The organism is Wolbachia endosymbiont (group A) of Barypeithes pellucidus, assembly GCF_964030885.1.
Classification (GTDB): domain Bacteria; phylum Pseudomonadota; class Alphaproteobacteria; order Rickettsiales; family Anaplasmataceae; genus Wolbachia.
Genome location: NZ_OZ034985.1, coordinates 346,049 through 370,022 on the forward strand (window position 1 = coordinate 346,049; position 23,974 = coordinate 370,022).

The window sequence follows — 23,974 nt, forward strand, 5'->3', positions numbered from 1 at the left end:
TAATACTGCTGTCTTTATTTCTACTTTAGAAATATTTTAATCTCCAACTATTCAAACAACTTTGAGAATATTATTATGTGATATAATCACTATGTCAATATGTTTTTGCAAATCAAAAGCATTAATGTATAAATATATAACTATTTGGAATACTACCATGAAAAAATACATCTTTCTGCTTGCACTCGCACCAATGTTAATTGGTATCACATTATACTTATTGCGCAACATTGATAACACAAAACAATCTATAACTGCGGGTGACAAGTTTTACGAAGTATTATTCTTTAAAAAAGATAATAAGCCGCTGCTAGAAGAAATAGATTCAAATTGGGAGTATTTAGCAAATTTTGAACGCGCATTCAATCATATCTCAGATTCAATGCCAACAGACACAGCATCTATTTATAATGATTTGGCAGATAATAAAGATGCTCCTAATGTTTTGCGTGAGTTAGCACAATACTTAGAAGTAATGAGCTTACTTCACTCCAACGGTGAAAAAATAAATAAAGATAAAATTGATAATTTAGAATCAAGTGCAGTGTATCCTTACTCAAGCCAAGAAGCTATCGCTGTAGTAAAGATACATAATAACGACATTAAAGGTGCAACTGAAATATTGCGTTCCCTATTAAATGACAGAAAATGCCCTACTCTAATAAAGGCTAATGCACAAGAGCTACTCAGGATATATGGGAGTTAACTCATTAGACTTTTTGCATAGCTTTTGGCAGCGTGTTGAGAAACGAAAAACTTACTTGACACCCTTCGCCAGCGCCCATATCATGGTACTGAAGGTATTCAGTTATCTTCATCTGTGCAGATTAAACAGCAAAAAAACAACGTACTTGGCGTCTTATTTTTAATTTTTCGCACTATGTGCACCTTATGTCTTCACAACATTTCTAGCTATATAAGCCGAAACGCGCTTACAAAGCGTTTAAGACAGTAGAGAACGCCAATTTGCAGGATTAGAAAGTGACAACTAGCTAACACGGGGTTTCTTTTGCCTTTTTTTCTGCTTAGTAAATTTCTTAAACATTTAAACAAAGGTGAGTTGCATTTAAAAGCAGCTAAATTGCAGTGTTTAAGACTTAAAAAACGCCAATACTGAAAATAGACAATGACTAAGGCTTCTTTTGCCTTTTTTTTCGTTTGGTAAATTTCTTAAACATTTATGGCTAAACGACAACCGTCATCCCGCTACGTGTTAGCGGCTAAGAGATACCGCGGCGGTATGACGGTTCGCGGTGGCATGACGATAACCTCGTCATCCCGCTACTTGTTAGCGGGATCTATCCGCGGCGGCATGACGTCTCGCTTGGGCTAACCCAGTGTTGACACTTATAGCCTTGTCATTCCAGTCTGGAATCTAGATGCAGCCACTTATTTAAAGTTAAGTTTTCTGGATCCAAGTAGTCAGCTACTTAGATAACAGGAAGAAGGTGCTGGGATGACAGGAGAAGAAGGCTACTTATACCAATTCCCGCTACACAAGTAACGGATAGACAATAATAGAAAAAAAGCCATACTGAAGTAAGTAAAATAGCGAGGTTTAAATGGCATTAAGATCAAAATTATTGGATGAAAAAGTGGTGGAATCAGCAAAAGAAATGCTGAAGAAAGTAAGAAATAACGCATATGTTGCAAAAAAACTAAATGCTGTAATTGCAGCAAAAAAGCACAGTATAACAGCCGTAGCAAAGATATGCTGCATTTCAAGAAAGGCACTTACTGCATGGATAAAGCACCTAAAATTTGGCAGAGAAGAAAAATTATTTGCTCCGCCTCAACGCCGTAGAAAAACTATATTGAATCAAAGTCAACGTGAACAAGTTGAGGTGTGGATAGAGGAAAACCCCAATATTACTATAAAAGAAATGAAAATAAGAATTCAAGAAAAGTTTGGTTTGAATATCAGCAAATCTACAGTACACCGTAATATGCAAAGAATGAAATTCTCATGTATCACACCAAGACCAGTGCATAACGGACAAGATAAAAGTAAACAAGAGGGATTTAAAAAAAAATCTTAATGAAACTATTGTCATGTATCCTGAAAAAGAGCTATTTTTCTTCGATGAATCGCGGTTTGGCACACATTCAAAGATTGGACACGGGTGGTTTAAAAAAGGCATTAGGACACAGGTTAAGGTAAAACTAGGTAGGAAAATTTTTATCTCTATAGTGCAGTTAATCCCAGAAATGGAGAGAGTTCTAGCTCAAACGTCAATACTGATTGTATGAATATATTCCTTGAGCAGATGTCACAATATTTAGGAACAAGGGAGGCATTTCTTATCATGGATTGTGCTAGTTGGCATAAGTCAAAAAATTTAAAAGTACCTAAAAATATCGACTGACCTTACCCAGAAAAAGTGGAGAGAAAGTTTGGAATGTTTTTTACAAAGAGAATGATGAATCAAAATGCTCAGGAATGCAATAGTTAATAGTGGAGTGTCTACGTTGTTTGTTATAAAAAATTTCTATATATTCAAATATAGCAGTTTTGATATGCTGTTTAGAGTGCCGAGAGGTGTCTATTGGTAACTCCCTTTTTAGAGAACTAAAGAAGCTTTCCACAACAGAATTGTCGTAACAACAACCTTTATGACTCATGCTAGGTACTATGTTTTTTATGGATAAGAGATATTGATAACCTTGCGAAGTATATTGTGAACCTTGATCACTATGTAATAGTAGATTTTTGGCAGGTTTACGCTTGTTAACGGCCATTAATAAAGAGTCCATAACCAATTGTTTATTTATTGAACTGCTCATTGACCAGCCAACTACCATGCGTGAATATAGATCGATTATTGTTGCCAAATATAGCCATCCTTCTTTGGTTTTTATATAAGTAATCCCATACTTTATTTGGTTGATCGACAATAAAGTTTTGGTCTAATATTACGACTCTACTGTCCGTTTGTTGTTTCTTAATTTTAAATTTTCTTCTCAATATAGCCTGAATACCATTTTTCTGCATAATACTTTGCACTGTTTTCAAGTTGCAACTTTTACCCGAAGCCTTTAATTCAGCATGAATTTTAGGAGCTCCATATCTACATTTAGAAGCTTGATATATTTTTTGAATATCTGCTAATAACTCCTTATTTGCTGATTCTCTACTGCTTATTTTCCTTGTAGTCCACTTATAGTACTTACTATTACCCATAAATCTAAAAATGGAGAAAAAGCTGCTATTTTACTAATTCAACTTTCTATTATAAATAGATCTATGGTCTAAAAATGGAATATATGATGAAAAGAAATATAAATACCTCAACTGGCGAATGGGCAGAAAGTGAATTTGGAATTGTTAATTTTGGTGATATAAGATTAAGTAAGAGGCTTTTAAAAATAGTTAATAGTTTTGCTGAATCGCCTGAGCGTTCAATAAATCAAGCTTGTGAAGATTGGCATCAAAGTAAAGCAGCTTATAGATTTTTCCAAAACGATGCCATTTCTGAAAGAAAGATATTAGACAGTCATATAATTAAAACTGTTGAAAGAGCTAAAAACTATCTTAGCTATCCAAGACACGAGTTATATTTCATATAAAAATCATAAAAAGACCGAAGGATTAGGGATTATAGCAGCAAGATTAACATCTAAAACAACTAACTTTAAAACCCATGATGCATACAACGTTTGCAGTTACAACAGAAGGGCTACCTATAGGATTATTAGATCAAAAAATTAGTACTAGACCTCCTTTGGCTGAAGACCTAAAAGAGTTGAAAAGAAGAAGCCATAATACTGCTATTCCGATAGAAGAGAAAGAAAGCATACGGTGGATAGCATCACTTAAAGATTCTACTCACCATCCTGGATTAAAGAACGTTAAGGTAGTTACCGTTTGCGATAGAGAAGCAGATATTTATGATTTATTTGAAGTCGCTTCCACTAATCAATCTCTTTTTGTAGTAAGAGGAAATCAAAACAGAACAGTAAATAAGAAGTCGACTTATTCTGAAAAAGGTGGTGAAAGGTTGTGGGATTTAATGAATCGCATGTCTTGTCAAGGAGAAATTCAAGTCTGCTCGCAATGATAAACCTCAAAGAACAACAGTTTTAGAAGTAAAGTTTAGTAACTTTGTGATGAATGCATCAAAAAATAATGCTAGACGTAAAACCCAAAAACTTCCTAATTTAAGTTTAAATGCTGTCTATGCTATAGAAAAACACCCCCCATTTGGCGAAGAACCTATGAACTGGATTTTGTTGACAAATATAAATATTAATAATTTTGAAGAAGCAGTAGAAAAAATACAATGGTATTGCTTAAGATGGAGAATAGAGGTTTTTCATAAAATTTTAAAATCCGGTCTTAAAGTTGAAGAATGTAGGCTCCAAACAGCAGATAGATTAATCCGCTTTCTTACAATTATGAGTATAATTGCATGGAGAATATTTTTTATCACACTAGTAGCTAGAACAAATCCAAATCTTTCTTGCACTGTCATACTGACTGATGACGAATGGAAGGTTTTGTATACCAAAATGCTTAAGACAAAAGACTATCCTGAAATCCCACCACCTATAAGAGAAATCGTGAGGTGGATAGCCAAATTAGGAGGGTTTTTAGCTCGCAAAAATGACTTAGCTATAGCTTTGTGGAAGGGATGGAAACGTCTCTTTGATTTAGCAGAAGGATGGAGACTCGCTCATGAATTTTATACTTGTGGGTAATAGTAAGCGCTAACACGTAGCGGGATGACGAGTTACTATACCGCCGCGAACCGTCATACCGCGATTCATTCGCGGTATCTCAGCCGCTAACACGCAGCGGGATAACAGCAGTCCTACGTCATACTGCCGCGGTATCTCACATAGATCCCGCTAACACGTAGCGGGATGACGAATTACTTAACCGTCATCTACACCGTCATACCGCGATTCATTCGCGGTATCTCAGCCGCTAGCACGTAGGGGAATGACGAATTACTATACCGTCACGGGATCTTTTTGATTTACTCCCACTCAATAGTTGCAGGTGGCTTGGAAGTTATATCATAAACAACTCTATTTACTCCGGGAACATTATTAACAATTATACTGCCGACATTGCGTAAAAAATCCCAAAATACTAGCAAGTGTTGATCCTTACTTTCAAATGGAAATGCATCAGCCGTCATACCATCGGACGATGTTACAGCCCTCAAAGCACAAACATATCCGTACGTACGACCATCTCCCATGACGCCTACAGTTTTTATTGGTAATAATACAGCAAAAGCTTGCCATATCTTATCGTATAGATCGTAATTTTTCATCGTATTAATATATATTTCATCTACTTCTTGCAATATTCGCACCTTTTCTTCATCGACTTCACTTATAATCCTCACTGCAAGTCCGGGTCCAGGAAATGGATGTTGAAATATTATCTCGTCTGAAAGCCCAATTTCTTTTCCAAGTAGCCTTACCTCATCTTTAAAGAGGTAGCGTAAAGGCTCTACTAGCTTCAGGTTCATCTTTTCTGGCAACCCACCAACATTATGGTGAGACTTAATTGTACTAGTGTTGTCTGAGGCATGCCCTGACTCAACTACATCAGAGTAGATGGTACCTTGCATCAAAAAATCCACATCACCTATTTTTTTTGCTTCTTCTTCAAACACTTCAATGAAAGCGTTACCGATAATTTTTCGCTTTTCTTCTGGATCAGTTATTCCCTTCAACCTACTCAAAAATAAATTTGACTTATCAACGTAGTTTATCGGAATCTCTTTTAACATAGCAATGGTCTGGTTCTTGCGTAACAACCCAGTATCGATGAAAATACAGTTCAATTGTTTTCCTATAGCTTTATGTGTGAGAGCCGCTGCAACACTTGAGTCAACCCCACCACTTACTGCAGCGATCACTTTTTTCTCTCCTACTACATTTTTGATTTTTTCCTTCTGCTTTTCAATAAACGATTTCATTGTCCAGTCTCTCTTGCAATTTGCAATATCCAAGAAGTTAGAGAGCAATTTACTGCCATTTGTTGTAGGCTTAACTTCAGGATGGAACTGAGTACAGTAAATCTTCCGCTGTTCGCTGACAATCATTGCAATTGTTTGATTTATCACACCTGATGCGATAACAGTAAATCCTTGTGGTATAGTATCAACACTGTCCGCATGGTTCATTAATACATCCACTTCAGAATTAACATCCCAGGTATCCTTTATAATGGGGGATTCTTTTAGTATCTTGATTTTAGTTCTGCCAAACTCCTGTTTGAAACTCTCTTTTACTTTTGCTCCAAAATAATGACAAATGAGTTGCTGTCCATAGCATATTCCAAGTATAGGAACGTTTGTTGCCTCATTAAGTTTTATAATTTCATGCGCTACTCCACTTATTTTAGAACAATCATCATTTACAGATTGTGGTCCTCCAGAGAGAATAAACCCATTGAATTTTGATATTGTTTCAAAACTGATGTTGCTTGGAAATATCTCACAATAAACGCCCATTCCTCTTACTTGTCTTGCGATAAGCTGTGTAAACTGTGAACCAAAATCAATAATGGCAATTGCTGACAATTTGTTCCTCCATATTATTTAAAGCAATATCTGATAATAAAGAAAATAATGGAGTAAGTAAACTAAGACCTCTTTAAAACTTTGACGGACGGCGTGGGTTGGCTATGATCTATTTTTATCTAAGAAGAACTTTTTACGGTGGTACTTCAGGGGTTGCAGCCCTTCTTTATGGTCAAGACATAATTTCAATTCTTCCCAACCACTATAACTTCCACCACCAACCAATTTTATACACACTCTGGATAGAGACTTAGCCTCAATCACTTTTCCAGTTTTGTTATCTACAAACTCTTCCACTCCCTTAACTTTAATTTCGTATTTCTGGCCACTATTTGAGCGATTCCATACAAGTATTTTCCCTATAAATAGAGCTTTGATGACCTCTTTATTTTGCGCTCCACCATATTGATTCTCAGCTACCATAACTTTTTTAGGCTTATCTGTTTTGGGTTTATCTATTTGGAGCTCACCTATCGGTTTATTACCCACCATATTATTTAATACTTTGTTTGTTATATAAGTTGCTGCTTTGTCCTTAATTTCTTTTGCCTCTTCATCTACATATTTTTCTACTTCACTACGCACATGCCCTTTTAATTTTTCAAAAAAGTTCTGCAAGTCGAGTAAAGTTAATTCAGATGTTTCCATAAAACCCCCCAGTTTTATTATCACGTATCAATAATACATCTAGTATACTTAAAATATCTTTAAGAAAGGCGACTCTGACCCTCAGGTAGCTAATGTTAACTACCGATGTCGTACGTGAACCAAAATCAATAATGGCAATTGCTGACAATTTGCTCCTCCATATTATTTAAAAGTGATATCTGATAATAAAGAAAATAAAGAAGTAAGTAAACTAAGACCTCTTTAAAAGCTTTAACACATGGCTTAAACGTTAGCTATGATCTACTTTTTATAGCTAAAGTGGCTTAGGTTTACCTACAATTTGAAAAACAACAAATTCGTCATTCCGCTACTCGTTAGCGCCGCGGCGGTATGACGTAGGGAAACCTTTCTTGGGTTAGGTGTGCCGTAGAGACACAAAGAATGTTCAAGTAAGAGCAAACTAAGTGCAAAAGCTACGCAATAGATGAGGGAGGGCCCCTCGGAGCCGGTTTGCAAGAGCAGGCTTCAAACAACCATAAGCTGCTTTGGCAAGGTAGTGAGCGTTATGGAAAAGGCGTATTTATACGTCATGTATGAAATAGAGAGATGAATGAAAATGAACCACTGATGAGGTGTACGAAAGGCTTTGGATGACGTTAAAACCAGGAGTCCACTACTCTTCTGGGATAAATCTACCGGAAACTTGCTTACTGGGTAGGTAGCGTCCGGCATATAGGTGGCATGAATCTATTTTAGGCTATTGTGTGGAACTGTGGGAACCTGTCGTTTCGATGGTAAGGGAGAAATCCAAGGAGCTAAACTCCAAGGGTGAGAGTACTGATGCGAAAAACAGGGGCTGATTAGCTCATAGTAGTAAAGAAGTTTCTGTAATGGGAATGGAGCGAAGGGGCTGAGTTATTCGGTTTTAGCTGACTATCAACCAGAAATGGGAGGAGCAATCGGTTAAAACAAAGACTTTGATGGAATCATCAAGGTTGAGTAATGGAAGCTGTATAAATCGAGAGGGTGCGCCGTGGTACGCATTAAGAAATACTTAGCGGAGCTAAGCGGGGTTCAGAATAAATGGCCTCGAGGTGAACAACTAACTTTAACCCGAAAGGGAAGGAGGACAAGAGCATGTATGTAAAGCGAGAGTTGTCTGAAGATGTGTAAGATAACGGCTTGCAACACCTGATCAATATGGTTAAAGCTAAACTGCTTGAATTCTAATCTTCAGGGGTGGGACTTCACATCCATGGGTATCACATTTAAAACCCCATGTCTACAGTAAGCACAGATTAAACTTTCGTTTGTGTGACATTCTGGCTGTAGAACGATAAGTAGTGAACTTATTTAAGAGGATGAATGGAAAACATACTGTAATTGCTGTTGAATGATGGAGAGACATACTCCATTATTTTAGCACGAAGTAACGAATTCAGTAGAATAAATTCTTCAAAAATAATTTAAACTTTTACAGTAGGTCATGAAATATTATAGCGGATTAGATGTCTCACTCAAAGAAACTTTCATCAGTATCGTTGATGAGAAAGGAAAAATTGTTAAGGAAGAGGTTGTTGCAAGCGAAAGTAATGCAATAGCAGAGTATTTGCTTAGCCAAGGCAAAAAATACGAATCCATAGGAATAGAAAGTGGACAGTTGTCAATATCAATGTGCAAAGAGTTAAGGAGTTTTGGATTACCAGTAATTTGTGTAGATGCAAGGCATATGGCAGCAGCATTGTCTGCAAGAATCAATAAGAATGATAAAAACGATGCGAGGGGTATAGCGCAGATGATGAGGGCTGGGTTGTACAAAGAAGTGTTAGTAAAATCAGATGAGTCTTGTCAAATTAAAATAGCGCTTGGAAGCAGAAGACAGTTAATATGTAGCAAACAGCAAATTGTCGGAACAATAAGAGGGTTATTGAAGATACATGGTCGGTAAAGGATCAAAATTTGAAAGCTTGTCTTTAAGAGTGGAAAAAGCAATTAAAGATTTAGATAAAGTCAGTAAGACTTCAATTGAAGCGTTAGTTTGTAGTTTGGAAGCAATAGAAAAGTCATTAAGAAAGCTTGACAAAATACTTTCAGAACAAGGTGAAAAAGATGAAGATTGCAAATTGTTAACTACTACTCCAGGAGTTGGTATTATAGTGGCAATGACATTTAAAGCTGCTATTGATAATCCACATAGGTTTGAGAAATCTGATACAGTTGGAGCATATATAGGGTTGACACCAAGGCAATATTCTTCTGGAGAAGTTGACCGACATGGTAGTATATCAAAAATGGGTCCCATGGAATGTAGAAGTATGTTGTATGAAGCTGCACAAGTCTTACTTACAATCAGTAGGAAAAATTTTAAGTTGAGAAGCTGGGGATTGAAGCTTGCGAAGAAAAAAGGGATGAAAAAAGCAATTGTAGCAGTAGCAAGAAAATTAGCTGTAATTATGCATAGGATGTTGGTTGATAAAACAGAATTTTGTTATCAATAAACATCAAAAGAGCATAGGACAATAATTTTATTGAAAATAAAGATAGCAATGCCGATGGAAGGGACAAGCAAGAACTTAGGGTGAAGCTTAGACTTCGTGGTAAACATGTTGCCGTCCACTTCCGCCTAACAAGTATAATGCGGCTTGACAAATTTATTGTCATCTCAGACCGCGGAGAGAACCATGGAAAGCATGCTACTTTTAACTTATGTAAAATTACCAAGGATTATGGAGCAGTTGTGTTAAAAGTCAATAGAAAAATTGATGTAGCTGTGAATAAATACTTAAAGTTTGTGTGGACGTATTTATTCACAGCTACGCTAGTACTAGATAAAAGTAGAATTAGGACTATATTCCTCAGTGAACACTCTACCATCTCTTACTAAAGAGTTAGCAAGAGTAAGTAATTTTCTCATGGCAGCAGTGGAAGCAATTTTATATGGCTTTTTATATTGATTATATAATCTAGTAAAGAAAGGTTTGATATAAGAATTAACTTTCTGTGCGGGAGTGTTAAATAAACTGTGTCAAACCGAAAAAAAGTAATAAATTGATATAAAAAAATGGAGGTTTGACAATGAGTCAGAAAGTAGTAAACAGAACTACCGGTTTGGTAGATTATAAAGAATTAGAAACAAATATCCTGTCGTCTATACGAGAAGGAAGACCGTTGACAGGAAGAGATGGAGCATTAACACCGTTTATAAAAAAGTTGCTGGAGGTAAGCCTGGAAGGTGAAATAGAAAACCACTTGTCGGCTAAAAGCGAAGAGAATAATCGAAGAAATGGGAGAAATGCAAAAACTTTACGTACAAGTGCAGAGCTATTAACACCAAGAGATAGAGAAGGAAGTTTCGAACCACAAATAGTCAAAAAAAGGCAAACAAACTTACATCCAGAGCTTGAAACGAAGATTTTGAGCACATTTGCCAGTGGTATGGGCTATAGAGATATAGTGTCACATGTTGAGGAAATTTATGATCACAAAATATCGGCGGCAGAGATATCAAGTATTACTGACAAATTGCTACCAGTAATCAACGAATGGCGTAGTCGCCCGCTGCAGTCTGTATATCCGATAGTTTTCATGGATGGCATGTTTTTTAAAGTCAAAGAGGACGGGCATTGCGTAAGTAAATGCATGTATAACATATTAGGCATAGATCAAAATGGCAAAAAAGAAGTATTAGGTTTTTATTTGGCTGAAAGTGAAGGAGCTAACTTCTGGTTGGGAGTGCTAAATGACCTCAAAGAAAGAGGAGATACCGTCTCGCCAGTCAACAAGAAAATTACAAAAATTGAATCTAAATTGCCTAAGTTATATTGTGAAATCAAAAAATACTGCCAATTCCCGTCCTGTGTAGCGGTATACAGATTGTAGTTGTATTAAACAAGAGCCTGATATTAGTTTTGACTACCTCAATTCTTCTGTCAGTTAATTCTTGTCTGTCAGATTAAATCTTGTCTTTTACACTTATCAACATATACACTAACCAACTACATTCAATAAATTTGTGTAAGATACCATTTTACATAAGATAGAATGGAAGCATTTTTCGATTTTAAATTACTAAAGCTTCAGTCAATCTCCTAGTCCTGTAGCTTTTGATATGGTCAGGATTAAAAGCCTTTTTTGATTTTAAAATACCAAAAACAATATGAAGCAACTTACGCATTGCAGCACCAACAATGGCCATATTATGCTTGCCTTTTTCTTTTAATCTCTTGCAAAAAGTCATAATAATAGGATTGTGATTTTTAGCTACTATAGCAGGAAAATACATGGCCTTACGTAGTGTTCGTGAACCTGATTTACTTAATCTGGGCTTGGCATATACAGATGAACCTGATGTTATATTTCGTGGTATAGTTCCAGCGTATGCTGCCAATTGTCTGGCATTTATAAAAGCCTTTGTGTCAGGAATTTCAGCTAAAATAGCTATTGCTGATTCCTCTCCTATTCCTGGAATAGTCAATAAGAGTTGAAAGTTTTCCAACAACTCTTTGTGCTGTTTTAATAGTTCACGTATGGAGTTTTTTATTGTTTCTATTGATTGTTCTATGTTCACTGCAAGGTTTTCCCAAGCATTTGCAACTTCTTCAGGCAGTCTCTCCTTCTTTTCTAAATGATTATTTACGAATGTTAATCCATCTTTTAACGCAACCGAGCAACGATAAAGATGTTTTAATTTTTTCATTTCAGGAGAAGGTGGTGTCCAACGAGTAGGTTCCTGTCTTTGGCAATAATCAGCAATAATTTCTGCATCGGTCTGATCATTCTTTTGTCTTACAAGCTTACTCCTCGCATAAGATTTAATACAATAAGGATTTACAACACTTACAAAATGTCCAGCATTGTGTAGAAATTCAGCCAAAGCTTCACTATAACAACCGGTAGCTTCCATACAAGCTTTCACTTGCTCTACGTTATGTTTTTGTAGAAAGCTCTGCAGACCTTGAAACCCATTATCATCGTTCTTAAAGCTTCTTTTCCTAGTTTCACGTTTTCCTTTTTTACTTATAAATGAGAGAAAAACATCAAAGCGATCTTTTGATACATCTATTCCCAGAAAGTTGTTGATCATATATAACCCCATACGTTACTATTTAAAATGAAAAGTAAGGCTAACCTTGTGAATACAGAATTAGAACCATTTAGGTTTTTCTACGATACCGTCCAGCCTATACTTTTGAGAAGGGAATTCTTATCTCCTCTACAGATTTTATATCTAAGAAGAAGCACAGAGTTCCTCCCTTCTCCACCTAATGCTTAAGCTTAAAACATTAGATGCTTTTGACAAGATACAAGTAGAAGATATCCTTATTGCCTGCGTTGATGGGCTAAAAAGCTTTCCTGCAGCTATAAACAGTGTCTTTCCTAATGCGGAAGTGCAGATGTGTATAGTGCATCAGATACGCAACTCACTGAAGTATGTGGCCAGTAAAGATGCGAAGAGTTTTTTGAGCGATTTAAAGAAGGTATATCAAGCTTCAAGCAAGGAAATTGCCGAGAATTATCTGTTGGAATTGGATGAAAAATGGGGCACAAAGTACCCTATGGTTATAAAATCTTGGCAGAATAATTGGGAAAACTTGTCTGGTTATTTTAAGTATTCTGGTCCAGTTAGGAGGATAATCTACACCACCAATCCCATAGAGGGGCTACATAGGCAAATTAGGAAATTCACTAAGACCAAAGGCTCATTTACCAGCATAAATGCCTTGTATAAGCAGGTATATTGTGCTATAAAGAAGGCAGAGGAAAAGTGGACGATGCCTGTACATGATTGGGCATTAACTATCTCTCAACTTGATGTTTTCTTTCCTGGCAGATTGAAAATTGAGTCGAACTAAAAATGCGGTTTGACACAGTTTATTTAACACTCCCCATCCAACTGCAGAACTTCATCATGAAGTTGGTAATGAAATGTATGAGTTGATTTGACACAGTTTTTTTGAACATATCCTTTTAAATAGTAACCGTTCACTCAATGGCGTCAACTTAAGAACTTTCATTAGCAAACTCTCCTAAAGACATGATGGCGTTTGGGCTTATCTACCTTATTGCGGCTGTCCTGGTCGGATTTTAACTTTAGCGCGTATACTTGCTCTATCAAAAAGGGCTTGAAAGTTTTTTGGCGCAATAAGTACCTGATAGAGTTTCTGCCTCATTACACCAAATAAAACTGAAAAATTTATCAGCAATTTTATCTGGATTCCAAGGCCCTTGTGATATGAAGCAACAATATATTACACATGACTAAGTTTGCCCAAAATTCTTGTAATACAGCCTCTAAATTTACGCCAGAAAAATTCTCTAACTCTGCACCTATTTTGAATCGTTTATAGCGCTCTTCTATATGCCACCTTAACACATAAGCTTTGCTCCAAAGTCTCGGTCAAAAACTCTGTTTCCCCATTGGCTAATGTAAGCACTATTACTCTTACTTTTTGGCTTTTCGTTTTATTTTCTAGCACAAAATCTAATTCACCAGATGAACCATAGCTTGCTATAATTTCTTTTTTGCGAGCGAAAAATAAAGTCTACTTTCAATTCATAATGCTGCTGAATAAATTTTAATGAAGACGGTCGTAGATAAATAATTTGATTTAATGAACGCATTTGAGTAACGACTTCAGGTTTCTGCTAACGTTTGCTCAATAGGCTGTTTGGATGCTTAAATTCTTTAAGACCTGTATTTATATCTTGCTTTAGAAAAAGCTTGCTTTGAGGGTGGAACTTAATGAGCTCACATTCTATTTCCTAAACTTTTCTTAATTAACTTTAAAATCATAGAAAATACTGTCGTAAAAGGAAGTTTTCTTGTTCGTGTAAAACTCAACACAATGGATTCTCTGAAAAGCTTTCGAGTATATTATATTTTTAATTTGTAGAATAAGTTTTTTTCCTTTTTGCATGTTTCACCTAAAAAGGACATATTTTAGACTTCTTTGTTGAAATAAAACAGAAACAAAAGTGCTGTTTATTGCAGCTTTTGGGTAATTTAATGGTAAAAAATTTAGAGAGAAGTTTTATACACAATCACTGATATTTTCCCTTAAGTTGACGCCATTGGCTGAACGGATACATCCGAGTAGCACATCCTTTACTTTGTGGGTATACTTTTTTTGACATGTAGTTATATCTTTTTTAATACAAAGCATATATACTTATGCATTATATATTTTTTTGTATGAGGAGTTATATGAAAATAAAGAGATTGTGCGTTTTGGCTGTGTTGCTTACTTCATCTTTAGCAGGTGCAGCTAGTAATAGTGCAAGTAAGTCAGAAGATCAGTATTATGCAGGTTTAAACTTTGGTGCCGGATGGGGTAGCAGCTTAAAAATAAAACCTAGCGTTGTTTTTGGTTATCATCATGACAAAAACTCTAAGTTTGAACTTGAGGTTCTCACTGACATAAGTGATATGTTTGGTAAAGAAGAAAAGAAAAGGGGGGCTAGTTTATTGGCAAATTACCGTTATTACCCTGACCTTGACATTGATCCCGTTAAGCTGTATGTCAGTGGAGGCTTAGGAGGATACCTACAAGTAATGCCTTTTAGCTTTGGTGAAGGTGAGGTAGTAGATAAAATGCTGGGTTCTATTTCCTATAAACTGAAGGTTGGTGTTGATTATGAAATTGCTCCACAGATAGTTGGTACAGTTGGTATTACCGCGGGCGGGCAACTGAGGGGCTTTAAACCACCAGTGCAAATACCGAACGCGATTCTAGAAGTAGGAATACGTTATAATTTTTAATGCTGCTAAATTGTAATTTAGTTCATAAAGGTAGAGACAATGTTGAGGATGAAATAAACATCATTAAAAAAATCTGGAAATATATGAGATACTTTTCGAATATGGTTTTGAACGCTAACTATAGATTAGAAAAATAACAAGAAGAAGGGTAAACTCCAGTATTTGTAACCGTTCACGGATTGTGAGAATGAATAAAGAACTAGGTCCAAAGTGTGATAGTATGGATTTAGTATAAATAATACAGGATGCTTGTGTCCACTGGTTACATATAAATTCATAAGGTTTTGAGAGTTTTGAGTCTTTTTGCATAATATAACAAAGTTGTAAAGGTGATCTTTAAGTTGCTTATGTGATTGGTATACCTAAGCACTCCGTTCAACAAGCTAGAACTGCTATATTTGAATACATAGAAATTTTTACAATAAATAGCGTAGGCATTCTGCTATTAATTATTGCATTCCTGAACATTTTGATTCATCGTTCTTTTTGTAAAAAATTTTCTTAACTTTCTCTTCACTTTTTCTCCTATGATTGTTGTCCAATAAAAAATTCAAATTTTGTGAAATCTTTAAAAACCCAGTCATTTTTAAGAGTATAGAAAATAGTTGTAAGAAATTTCCTGGCAGTAGCAATAATAGCCTTAGCAGAACCACGCTTTTTTTTACATAAGCTGTTCAGATAAGCGTATAGCAACCCAAGTACACTGCACTAAAGAATATCACGTTTGTTCCGATCGTGCACTGTTGATTAGATTGAGAAACTCGTGGCACAATTCCAAAATATGCAGTAAGTTTTTCAGGCCTATGAAAATCATTAATGTCTCCAATTGTTGCAATAAAAATAGCTGCAGAAATTGGGCCAATTCCTTTTATGCTGATAAGGTTCAGGAAGCTGTTTGGCAAAAGCTATAATTTCCTTCTCAAGTTTTTTAAGATTTCCCGAATAGCTTCCAAATGATAGCTAATTACTTCAATTTCAACCTTTTCTAAAGGATCCCAAGTATACTTTCCAATAGCACCCACCTTAGTTGTAAGTGCTTCCTTTTTAATTTTTACCGCATGGTAATTAAAAAGACCATGCATTTTATTGATTAAAGATACCCGTAACTGGTCTCTTGTTTGAAGAAGAGAAGCTAACTGCTTGCATTGTTTGCTTTGCTTCAGGCAACATACCTTTGCTTAGAAAAAAAGCAATAGCTCGCGCATCGTGCTTGTCCGTTTTGTTCACAGAGCGACGAACAACTTCAAACTGTCCAGGAGACCACGCTCTTAACATAAGGTGACACTGCGTCATAAAAAAAACAGCTATTGCCTGTTAGCTATTTCATCTGTTTCTTGAAGATTTCTGATAAAATTATTTAAGTCTTTTAAGCGAAACGTTTGAATATACTCCGATTTTCCTTCTTGCAAGTAACAAACAGTAAAACTATTGGTATAATGCCTATGTGACGCATATTTTTCCTCCAATTGCACATTTCAATATATCAGAGTACTGGTTGGTCCAAACTCCTATACGAGGTCATCACATTTTGTGAGCATCACCGGTGGCAGAATCTGAGTAACGAGGTCTTCTTTCATATACTTTATACAAGAACACTCAGAAAAAGTGCCAACCTGCCACCTATCCACTCTGAGAAGTGATTATCTTCTCTTGCTTCCAACCAAGCAATACCTAATTCATACCTTCTGGGTAAGGTCAGTAGGTGGTAAAATATAAACATTTTATAAAGTGAAAAATGGACTTTTCAGGCCACTGCTGACTCAATACCCAGTCAATATCCTTTTTACCAGTTCTTTTACTGTCGGTACATAGCCATTCTCATAAAACGGATCTTGCTTGAATTTATATACATTATGTCCGGAAAACATGAGTTCATTTTCAATATCGCTGTCATGTATAATGTTTTGCAGTGTCTGTTGTATACAAAAACTCCGTGGATCTGGTTTTTGCCCTGTTGAATGGTCGCCATGATCTTTCCAATTGCTAAACAGGCAATGGCTCAAACATCCCATGCAATTGATTTGATCTTGTCTTATCTCTGCAAATTTGTCTGGCGTCACAAAAATAACAGTTGAATCTGGGGTTTTCATTGCTTCTGTGTACCCTGCTTTAGTCCATGTATTTGCCAGTTCTTTGTCTTTTGCAGTAAGGTAAATCTTCCTACCTCTGCTACCCATTGCAAATTCACTATTGAATTCCTTGCTGGCATTTTCTGAAAACTTTATTTGACGTGAATTCCGTTCCTGCAACTCACGTATGAAGTTATTTTCTACTGCAGATGAGTAAAATCCTGTTGGACTGAATTTATTTAAAAATACGTCACCTTCTTCTAAAGTGAGTAGCTTCTTTTTCCACTCTGCAGAAATTGGGCTTTCTTTCGTCAAAAGTGGACGAGTGCCAAACTGAAAAGCTATTGGTCCAATTTGCAGATTGTCAAACCAATGTTCCCAATCTTTCAAATGCCACACTCCTCCTGCCATAACAATTGGTGTTTCTGAAAGACCGATCTCGTTCATGAAAGATCTAAGCTCTGCAACTCTTTCAAATGGAGCCTGTGGTAGTTCTGGGTCTTCACTGTTACTCAGTCCATTGTGACCACCAGCAAGCCATGGATCCTCATAAACTACTCCACCTAGCCAATAAGAAGATATTTTTTGGTAAGCACGTTTCCATAATGCTTTAAAAGCGCGTACCGATGAGATAATAGGGTAATAATAAACCTGATATTTAGCTGCAATTTCTCCAAGCCTATAAGGCATACCAGCACCGCAGGTAATACCATGAACTAAGCCTTTTGCTCTTTCCAATATGCCATGAAGCACGCGTTCTGCTGCCCCCATCTCCCAAAGCACATTCATATGTACTCTTCCACGGCCTTTTGATATTTCATTTGCTATTCTTGCCTGACTAATCCCAGCTTCAATACTATACTCTATCAATTCACTGTGTTTTTCATTTCTTGTTTTGCCTTTGTAAATTAATGGCACTAACTCGCCATTATCATCAATAAGCTTAGCATTTGCACCAGAAAACGTACCCACAGCATCTGCTGCAGCAAATGCTCCACTTGACCTTCCATCACTGATTGCAATGCCTTTGCCGCCCTCGATGATTGGCCACACTTCCTTTCCTGAAATTACTATTTTTTTTATCTTATTTTTCAAAACTTCCTCGCAATCTTTCACTCTATTTTACTTAATTACTAAAAAAATAATAGCTGTTTATTTTTTCTTGTATCATTAAAGCTTCTATAGCTACTATCCTATCCACGCTGCACAAATATTGTAGTTTGAGAGCAATTTCCGCTAGGGAAGGGTGTCATCCAAGTAGCCTCTTCTTGTCATTCCAGTGCTTGACACTGGAATGGCTTTGTTGCATCGCTAGCTATGATGGATTAAAGATAAAAAAGATAGAGAATATCAGTAGCTTATTATTCTGGTATTTATAACAAGAACGGTCAGTAAATACCTAAATTTGAGTAAAAGAAATTTCACTACCACTCACTAATCCGGCTAAAATTCAAGAATTTCAATGCTTTAGCTATTTTCAATAGAATTAAGTTTATTAATACAAATAACAAATTACTATTCTTAAATTTGATCAGATTGATTGCAAAAAAACAAGATTTTCTATAGGTTGCTTACAATCCTAACTATGTTAGCCTTTCATAGGTAGCGATGCAACAAAGCCCACTGGAATCCAGGAATTTTGATTATAAGTAAGCATACTGAGCTGATGAGCTAAAGGTAGCTGTTTTATGCTAAAACAAACGTTTTTGATACAGAAGCTGGATCCCAGTGGGCTTTGTTGCATAGCAACTGAAAAAATCTGGTGGCTACTGACAAAATTCATTATAAAATAGCCATTTAACCTTTGAAGAAAAAATATGCCACAGAAAATGAAAGTCAGTAACCAAAACGAATATAACAAATTCCTTGAAAAAAGGGGAAATATTTTTCGCTACATCGATGAAGCTATCGAAAATTGGTATGAAATTGGGCCAAAAATGCAGGGCGGCAACTATATTTATAGTGATAAAGTGGTGATTTTGATACATATAACAACCCATCTATTCAGAATAGATTTGAGTGGGATTTTTAAAGGGATACATTGAACAAATAGGAAAAAATTTGCAGCTATTCACAAGCATCAAAAGAAACTTAATATTAAGATCAATGATTGCAGAGTTGATAAAAATAATATGGAAGATATCGAAATTGCCATAGATAGCACAAGCATCAGCATTTATAACCTGGCCACAGCAAGGAAAATAGCGAAAATAGAAAGTATCGCAGCTATGAACAAGTAAAGAAACTACACGTAATGTTGAATATAAACAGCAAAAAAGCCATAGCTGCAAAATACAGTAACGGTCTGATCACTATGGAGCTTGCGATTTGCTTAAAGAAGTTCATGCCATAAAAGTACTATATGCAGACAGAGCATATGACAGACATAAACTCTATAAATTGTATGATGAATGCGGCATAAAGACAAAAATTCCTCCAAAAAACGATGCAGCAGAGCATCCAAAGTATGGCAGAGAGAAATGCTGCAATTAGACTAATAAAGTCATACAGCGAAGATGGAATGAAGAGGTGGAAAAGGCAAACAAACTACGGAAAAAGATCTTATGTAGAAAGTTTTTTCTCGCGACTGAAACAAACATTCGGGTTTAATTTTCGGAACAAATCTGAAATTAATCGTGGGAAGGAACTGCTACTCAAGTGTTATTTGCTGAATAAATTTATCGAAATAGGCGTGCCTAAGTTTGAAATGGCTACATAAGTTTTTCCTGATCTATCCAACACAAGGTGCTATGCAACAAAGCCATCCCAGTGTCAGCTACTTGCATGACACCATTTGCTGCACATTCAGGTTAAAACGTTCGCACAATTGTGTGCTTGACACTGGTCCTTTTTTCCAGATTCCAGCGTCATGTGCTGCCAAAAGGTAGGCTGTTAGTCTTTCACTTAAATCACAGTTGTACAAGAGATCTATTACATACTTGCTGTAAGAAATTTTAATTGTTGACATACCTAGTTAATAATAAGGTCTATTCTTTTTTGACCTAAGTGCAATTGCGTCTTCCCAAACTTCACCATTACGCAATAACTTTTCTTTATTGTACATTAGCTCCTCTCTTGTTTCAGTAGCAAATTCAAAGTTAGGACCCTCCACAATTGCATCAACTGGACATGCCTCTTGGCAAAGCCCGCAGTATATGCATTTTGTCATGTCAATATCATAGCGTGTGGTGCGACGACTACCGTCTTCTCTTTCCTCTGCTTCAATAACTATTGCTTGAGCAGGGCAGATAACTTCGCATAATTTACAAGCTATGCATCGTTCTTCACCGTTTGAATACCTACGCAACGCATGCTCACCACGAAACCTTGGACTTAAAGGGCCCTTCTCCATAGGATATCTCAACGTAACCTTTGGTTTGAACATATATTTCAATGTAATAGCAAACCCTTTAATTAACTCTACAAAAGACCAATACCAAGCTAATTTCTTGAGCATAAAATATTTAAAACTTGTGTCAGTCATTATAAATCATATTATCAGTTTTCAAAATAAATATTTTCACCTGGGTGACTTTTACAGCTTTTCTATATAATACATTCACTAGTATGATAGTACTGCATTAATATAAATCAGCAAAATAAGTAAAAATTTTAGATATCTTTAGATTAGGTATTTTGGTTCCTTAAGTATAACATTGCTAAAAAGCAAACTAGTTTATATAAATAATGACAAACACAAATGAAACTATTTTCGCTTTATCGACCGTATTTGGTAAGTCAGGAGTTGCAGTAATTAGAATTTCAGGCAACTACGCGCTTAAAGCTTTAAATCATTTTCATATTAAGAAAGAAATTAAACCAAGATTTGCTACTTTAGTTGATCTATATGATGATTCCAATCAATTGATAGATAATGGAATAATCATCTATTTCCCTGCTCCAAACAGTTTCACTGGCGAGGACGTTATAGAGTTACAAGTGCATGGAAGCAAGGCAGTCATAAAAATCATCTTGGAGGAATTATCGAAAATTTTTGTTATGGCCAGACCAGGAGAATTCTCACTTAGGGCTTTTCTAAATGGTAAATTTGACTTAACGCAAATAGAAGGGATTGCAGACTTAATTGATGCTGAGACGAAAATGCAAGCTAAACAAGCAATTAAGCAGATATCAGGAGAATTAGAGAGACTATACAGCAATTGGAGGCAAAGATTAATAACGATACAATCCAAAATCGAAGCATATATAGACTTTCCAGAGGACATTTGGGCAGAAAAAAGTGAATTGGAAAAAATTAATAATGAAGTGCAATCTCTCGTGCAGTTGATACAAGAGCATTTAAATGATAATAGACGGGGCGAAAGGTTGCGTGAGGGTTTACATATTGTAATAACTGGTAAACCAAATGTCGGTAAATCAACTCTGTTTAATTTCTTAGCCAAGCGTGATATTGCTATTGTTTCTGAATATGCAGGCACAACAAGAGATATACTTGAAGCTCATATTGACATTGGCGGATACCCAATCATTCTCTCTGATACTGCTGGAATTCGTGAGAGTTCAGATCCAATAGAATCAGAAGGTATAAGTCGAGCGAAAAAAAGGTCTTTTGAAGCTGATTTAAGAATAGAACTATTTCCTTTTGAACAACGACACGATGTCAACTATCAAGCCGCAGGCAATATACCATCTGTCGTTGACACACAACTATGCAAATATTGTAATCAACAAACGGTGTCATCCCAGTGCGTGACACTGGGATCCAGATATAAAAATACTTGCAAATTATGCAATAGACAATGGATTCTAGAAACATGTGCTGAAAACAATGTTCATGATGAGATAAGCTGGATTCCAGTGTCAGCTACTTGCATGACATCAGACCAAAATGACACCATTTATGTTCTGAGCAAAGCTGACGATGTTATCAATAATCACAATATAAAAATTAATGGCATAGATCTTTTACCCATTTCTATTCTAAAGGGAATAGGTACAAACAAGTTGATCTCTCTCATAAAAGAGAAGGCAGAGGAAAAATTTGGGCATGATAGAGACACTCCTGTGATTACTCGGCAAAGACATAGGAGTCACATGCAGAAAGCACTGGAACATTTACAACGTTTTAATATCGATAATCCAATTGAATTAATATCTGAAGATTTGAGGCTTGCTGCATTTGAACTTGGTGCGGTGATTGGAATTATTGATGTTGAGGAAATATTGGACAGTATATTTAGCAACTTTTGCGTGGGCAAGTAAAGCTTTTATAGATTGCTTAAAATCAAATGTTGTGATAGAAAAGAAATGGACGGATGGCCGAGCGGTTTAAGGCACCAGTCTTGAAAACTGACGTACGTGATGAGCGTACCATGGGTTCGAATCCCATTCCGTCCGCACGCTACTTTTAGCATCCCACTATGTTAGCTGATTTTTAGAGCTTATTTGGACTATGTGGTTCGTAACGCTGGAAATCTTATCTAATCTAGCCACATTTTTAAAAATACATCCCTTTGTGAATTGACCTTATTAGCGAAGAAAGCTAATATCTATAAATAGATTACCATCTGAATATGAAAACCGATATAGTAATAATAGGTGCAGGGCCTGTTGGAATATTCACTGCTTTTCAAGCGGGAATGCTTGATATGGGATGTCATGTAATAGATGTTTTGGATCAAGCAGGAGGACAATGCACAGCTCTTTACCCAGAAAAGCCAATATACGATATACCTGGTTATCCTGTAATTACTGCCCAGAAATTAATTGAACGACTAACGGAGCAAGCTTCACCATTTGAGCCCGTTTACCATTTAAGTCAAAAAGTGGAAAAGATTTCGAATAACTGCGATCAAAGCTTTATTATCATAACTAATACAGGCACAGAGGTAAAATGTAAGGCTGTTATTGTTGCTGCAGGTAACGGAATGTTTGAACCTAACCGTCCACCCTTAAGTGGTATATTAGAATATGAAAATAAATCTGTATTTTACAGTGTAAATAAGATTTCTGATTTTCAGGACAAAACTATAGTCATTGCAGGGGGGGGTGATTCTGCAGCTGATTGGACTGTAGAACTTTCTAAAGTTGCAAAGAAAATTTATGTGATACATAGAAGAAAGGAATTTCGCTGCACTCCTGAAACTAGAAATAAATTAGAATCACTTGAAAATGATGGAAAGATAGAACTGGTAGTGCCATATCAATTACACGAACTAGCAGGAGGTGATGGGCAGTTGAGCGCAGTGATAGTAAAAAACATTGCCTCTAAGGAAGAAAAAGAAATATCCGCTGATTTTTTGCTGCCATTTTTTGGATTGTCAATGAATCTTGGGCCAATAAACAGTTGGGGTATAGAGTTAGAACATGGCCGCATAGTTGTTGATCCGACTACCTTAAAAACCAGTAGAGATAGGATATATGCAATCGGAGATATAGCTACTTATTCAGGCAAACTAAAGTTAATATTAAGTGGTTTTGCTGAGAGTGCCATGGCTTGTTATGACATATACAAAATAATCCACAACTCTCCAGTCAATTTTCAATACTCGACTTCAAAAGGAATTCACGGGAAAGAAAAACTTGCTTGACACCCTTCGCCAGCCCCCTTATCATGGTAGTGGAGGTATTCATTTATCTTCAATCTGTGCAGATTAAACGACAACAGTATTACGTAATTGGCGTCTTATTTTTAATTTTTTGCACTATGCGCACCCTACGTCTTCACAACATTTCTGGGTTTTTACCTATATAAGCTGAAACGCGCTTATAAAGCGTTTAAGACAGTATAGCACGCCAATTTGCAGGATTAGAGAGTGACAACTAGCTAATACGGGATATCTTTTGCCTTTTTTTCTGCTTAGTAAATTTCTTAAACATTCAAACTAAGGTGAGTTGCATTTAAAAGCAGCTAAATTGCAGTGTTTAAGACTTAAAAAACGCCAATGTTCTAAAATAGATATTAATCGGGGCTTCTTTTGCCTTTTTTTTTATTTGGTAAATTTCTTAATATTTTGGCTAAACGACAACCGTCA

11 protein-coding genes, 1 tRNA gene and 10 pseudogenes are annotated in these 23,974 nt (G+C 36.1%); 13 read left to right on the forward strand and 9 right to left on the reverse strand.

Features of this window, described 5'->3' with window-relative positions; genetic code table 11:
* Window positions 1-91 precede the first annotated feature (91 nt).
* Window positions 92-706, forward strand: a complete 615-nt coding sequence (locus ACQH1X_RS01910; RefSeq protein ID WP_425386399.1) for a hypothetical protein — start codon at window positions 92-94, stop codon at window positions 704-706.
* 856 nt (window positions 707-1,562) lie between these two features.
* Window positions 1,563-2,360: pseudogene (locus ACQH1X_RS01915) on the forward strand (IS630 family transposase); the annotation flags it as partial.
* A 46-nt stretch (window positions 2,361-2,406) separates the two neighbouring features.
* Here the strand turns inward: ACQH1X_RS01915 and ACQH1X_RS01920 are convergent.
* Window positions 2,407-3,166 (reverse strand): annotated as a pseudogene (locus ACQH1X_RS01920) (IS3 family transposase); the annotation flags it as partial.
* A 98-nt stretch (window positions 3,167-3,264) separates the two neighbouring features.
* Between ACQH1X_RS01920 and ACQH1X_RS01925 the strand changes: the two are divergent.
* A pseudogene (locus ACQH1X_RS01925) lies at window positions 3,265-4,698 on the forward strand (IS4 family transposase).
* 281 nt (window positions 4,699-4,979) lie between these two features.
* On the opposite strand, the gene guaA reads toward ACQH1X_RS01925, so the two are convergent.
* Together guaA and ACQH1X_RS01935 are read right to left on the reverse strand one after the other, a co-directional pair.
* The gene (gene guaA / locus ACQH1X_RS01930; protein ID WP_425386400.1) at window positions 4,980-6,542 is read right to left on the reverse strand and encodes a glutamine-hydrolyzing GMP synthase; all 1,563 of its coding nucleotides are present in this window, start codon (window positions 6,540-6,542) and stop codon (window positions 4,980-4,982) included.
* A 102-nt stretch (window positions 6,543-6,644) separates the two neighbouring features.
* A complete protein-coding gene (locus ACQH1X_RS01935; RefSeq protein WP_425386401.1) occupies window positions 6,645-7,190 on the reverse strand; it encodes a hypothetical protein in 546 nt (181 codons plus the stop codon).
* Between the two features lie 1,447 nt (window positions 7,191-8,637).
* On the opposite strand from ACQH1X_RS01935, the gene ACQH1X_RS01940 reads away from it, so the two are divergent.
* Together ACQH1X_RS01940 and ACQH1X_RS01945 are read left to right on the forward strand one after the other, a co-directional pair.
* On the forward strand, window positions 8,638-9,099 hold the full coding sequence (locus ACQH1X_RS01940) for an IS110 family transposase (protein WP_425386402.1): 462 nt from the start codon (window positions 8,638-8,640) through the stop codon (window positions 9,097-9,099).
* Entirely contained in the window at window positions 9,089-9,649 is a 561-nt protein-coding gene (locus tag ACQH1X_RS01945) for an IS110 family transposase (protein WP_425386403.1), read from the forward strand. Before ACQH1X_RS01940 ends, ACQH1X_RS01945 begins: the two co-directional genes overlap by 11 nt.
* A 326-nt stretch (window positions 9,650-9,975) precedes the next feature.
* On the opposite strand, the pseudogene ACQH1X_RS01950 reads toward ACQH1X_RS01945, so the two are convergent.
* Window positions 9,976-10,155: pseudogene (locus tag ACQH1X_RS01950) on the reverse strand (IS110 family transposase); the annotation flags it as partial.
* 71 nt (window positions 10,156-10,226) lie between these two features.
* On the opposite strand from ACQH1X_RS01950, the pseudogene ACQH1X_RS01955 reads away from it, so the two are divergent.
* A pseudogene (locus tag ACQH1X_RS01955) lies at window positions 10,227-10,910 on the forward strand (IS256-like element ISWpi15 family transposase); the annotation flags it as partial.
* 301 nt (window positions 10,911-11,211) lie between these two features.
* Here ACQH1X_RS01955 and ACQH1X_RS01960 read toward each other — a convergent pair.
* Entirely contained in the window at window positions 11,212-12,234 is a 1,023-nt protein-coding gene (locus tag ACQH1X_RS01960) for an IS110 family transposase (protein ID WP_425385829.1), read from the reverse strand.
* Between the two features lie 223 nt (window positions 12,235-12,457).
* Between ACQH1X_RS01960 and ACQH1X_RS01965 the strand changes: the two are divergent.
* Window positions 12,458-13,003 (forward strand): annotated as a pseudogene (locus tag ACQH1X_RS01965) (IS256-like element ISWpi15 family transposase); the annotation flags it as partial.
* Window positions 13,004-13,164: 161 nt separating this feature from the next.
* Here the strand turns inward: ACQH1X_RS01965 and ACQH1X_RS01970 are convergent.
* A pseudogene (locus ACQH1X_RS01970) lies at window positions 13,165-14,068 on the reverse strand (IS4-like element ISWosp8 family transposase).
* A gap of 287 nt (window positions 14,069-14,355) precedes the next feature.
* On the opposite strand from ACQH1X_RS01970, the gene ACQH1X_RS01975 reads away from it, so the two are divergent.
* Both ACQH1X_RS01975 and ACQH1X_RS01980 read left to right on the forward strand, forming a co-directional pair.
* Window positions 14,356-14,910, forward strand: coding sequence for a hypothetical protein (locus ACQH1X_RS01975; RefSeq protein WP_425386404.1), 555 nt, complete (start codon window positions 14,356-14,358; stop codon window positions 14,908-14,910).
* Window positions 14,911-15,277: 367 nt separating this feature from the next.
* A pseudogene (locus ACQH1X_RS01980) lies at window positions 15,278-15,402 on the forward strand (IS3 family transposase); the annotation flags it as partial.
* Window positions 15,403-15,435: 33 nt separating this feature from the next.
* On the opposite strand, the pseudogene ACQH1X_RS01985 reads toward ACQH1X_RS01980, so the two are convergent.
* Window positions 15,436-16,376: pseudogene (locus ACQH1X_RS01985) on the reverse strand (IS110 family transposase).
* A 294-nt stretch (window positions 16,377-16,670) separates the two neighbouring features.
* Entirely contained in the window at window positions 16,671-18,074 is a 1,404-nt protein-coding gene (locus ACQH1X_RS01990; protein ID WP_425386405.1) for an NAD(P)H-dependent flavin oxidoreductase, read from the reverse strand.
* A 722-nt stretch (window positions 18,075-18,796) separates the two neighbouring features.
* Here ACQH1X_RS01990 and ACQH1X_RS01995 point away from each other — a divergent pair.
* Window positions 18,797-19,698, forward strand: a pseudogene (locus tag ACQH1X_RS01995) (IS5 family transposase).
* Window positions 19,699-19,953: 255 nt separating this feature from the next.
* On the opposite strand, the gene nuoI reads toward ACQH1X_RS01995, so the two are convergent.
* Complete coding sequence (gene nuoI, locus ACQH1X_RS02000) at window positions 19,954-20,436, reverse strand: NADH-quinone oxidoreductase subunit NuoI (protein ID WP_425386641.1); 483 nt, start codon at window positions 20,434-20,436, stop codon at window positions 19,954-19,956.
* 230 nt (window positions 20,437-20,666) lie between these two features.
* Here nuoI and mnmE point away from each other — a divergent pair, with 230 nt between their 5' ends.
* The 3 genes from mnmE to ACQH1X_RS02015 all read left to right on the forward strand — a co-directional run bounded on the left by mnmE (window position 20,667) and on the right by ACQH1X_RS02015 (window position 23,530).
* Window positions 20,667-22,202, forward strand: a complete 1,536-nt coding sequence (mnmE, locus tag ACQH1X_RS02005; RefSeq protein WP_425386406.1) for a tRNA uridine-5-carboxymethylaminomethyl(34) synthesis GTPase MnmE — start codon at window positions 20,667-20,669, stop codon at window positions 22,200-22,202.
* Window positions 22,203-22,249: 47 nt separating this feature from the next.
* A tRNA-Ser gene (locus ACQH1X_RS02010) sits at window positions 22,250-22,337 on the forward strand.
* A gap of 176 nt (window positions 22,338-22,513) precedes the next feature.
* The gene (locus ACQH1X_RS02015; protein ID WP_425386407.1) at window positions 22,514-23,530 is read left to right on the forward strand and encodes an NAD(P)/FAD-dependent oxidoreductase; all 1,017 of its coding nucleotides are present in this window, start codon (window positions 22,514-22,516) and stop codon (window positions 23,528-23,530) included.
* Window positions 23,531-23,974 lie beyond the last annotated feature (444 nt).

Bases quoted from the DNA above. Each gene is read 5' to 3' on its own strand.
- ACQH1X_RS01910 (WP_425386399.1), top strand. From the start codon at position 92: ATGTCAATATGTTTTTGCAAATCAAAAGCATTAATGTATAAATATATA.
- ACQH1X_RS01935 (WP_425386401.1), bottom strand. From the start codon at position 7,190: ATGGAAACATCTGAATTAACTTTACTCGACTTGCAGAACTTTTTTGAA.
- ACQH1X_RS01940 (WP_425386402.1), top strand. From the start codon at position 8,638: ATGAAATATTATAGCGGATTAGATGTCTCACTCAAAGAAACTTTCATC.
- ACQH1X_RS01945 (WP_425386403.1), top strand. From the start codon at position 9,089: ATGGTCGGTAAAGGATCAAAATTTGAAAGCTTGTCTTTAAGAGTGGAA.
- ACQH1X_RS01960 (WP_425385829.1), bottom strand. From the start codon at position 12,234: ATGATCAACAACTTTCTGGGAATAGATGTATCAAAAGATCGCTTTGAT.
- ACQH1X_RS01975 (WP_425386404.1), top strand. From the start codon at position 14,356: ATGAAAATAAAGAGATTGTGCGTTTTGGCTGTGTTGCTTACTTCATCT.
- nuoI (WP_425386641.1), bottom strand. From the start codon at position 20,436: ATGCTCAAGAAATTAGCTTGGTATTGGTCTTTTGTAGAGTTAATTAAA.
- mnmE (WP_425386406.1), top strand. From the start codon at position 20,667: ATGACAAACACAAATGAAACTATTTTCGCTTTATCGACCGTATTTGGT.
- ACQH1X_RS02015 (WP_425386407.1), top strand. From the start codon at position 22,514: ATGAAAACCGATATAGTAATAATAGGTGCAGGGCCTGTTGGAATATTC.